The following is a 231-nucleotide window of genomic DNA, read 5'->3' on the forward strand; positions in this document are numbered from 1 at the left end:
GGGTGTAGCCGTCGGGCCTGGTCTTGGCGGTGTAGGCCGTGCCCACATTGCCGCCCGCGCCGGGCCGGTTCTCCACCACCACCGACTGGCCCAGTTGCTCGCCGAGCTTTTGCGCCAGCACGCGTGCAATGGCGTCGTTGGCACCACCCGCGGCCTGGGGCACGACCACGGTGAGGGGTTTGCCGGGGAACTTGCCCGTGTCCTGTGCGGCGGCGCTGAATGCGGCCCCGC

The 231-nt window shown here is 71.9% G+C and carries 1 protein-coding gene; it reads right to left on the minus strand.

From position 1 onward, the window contains the following. Nucleotides 1–231 (minus strand): Bug family tripartite tricarboxylate transporter substrate binding protein (locus AC3II9_RS22660; RefSeq protein ID WP_489159047.1); only part of this gene is annotated, 231 nt, incomplete at both ends.

Source organism: Lysinibacillus sp. RU7, assembly GCF_057837305.1.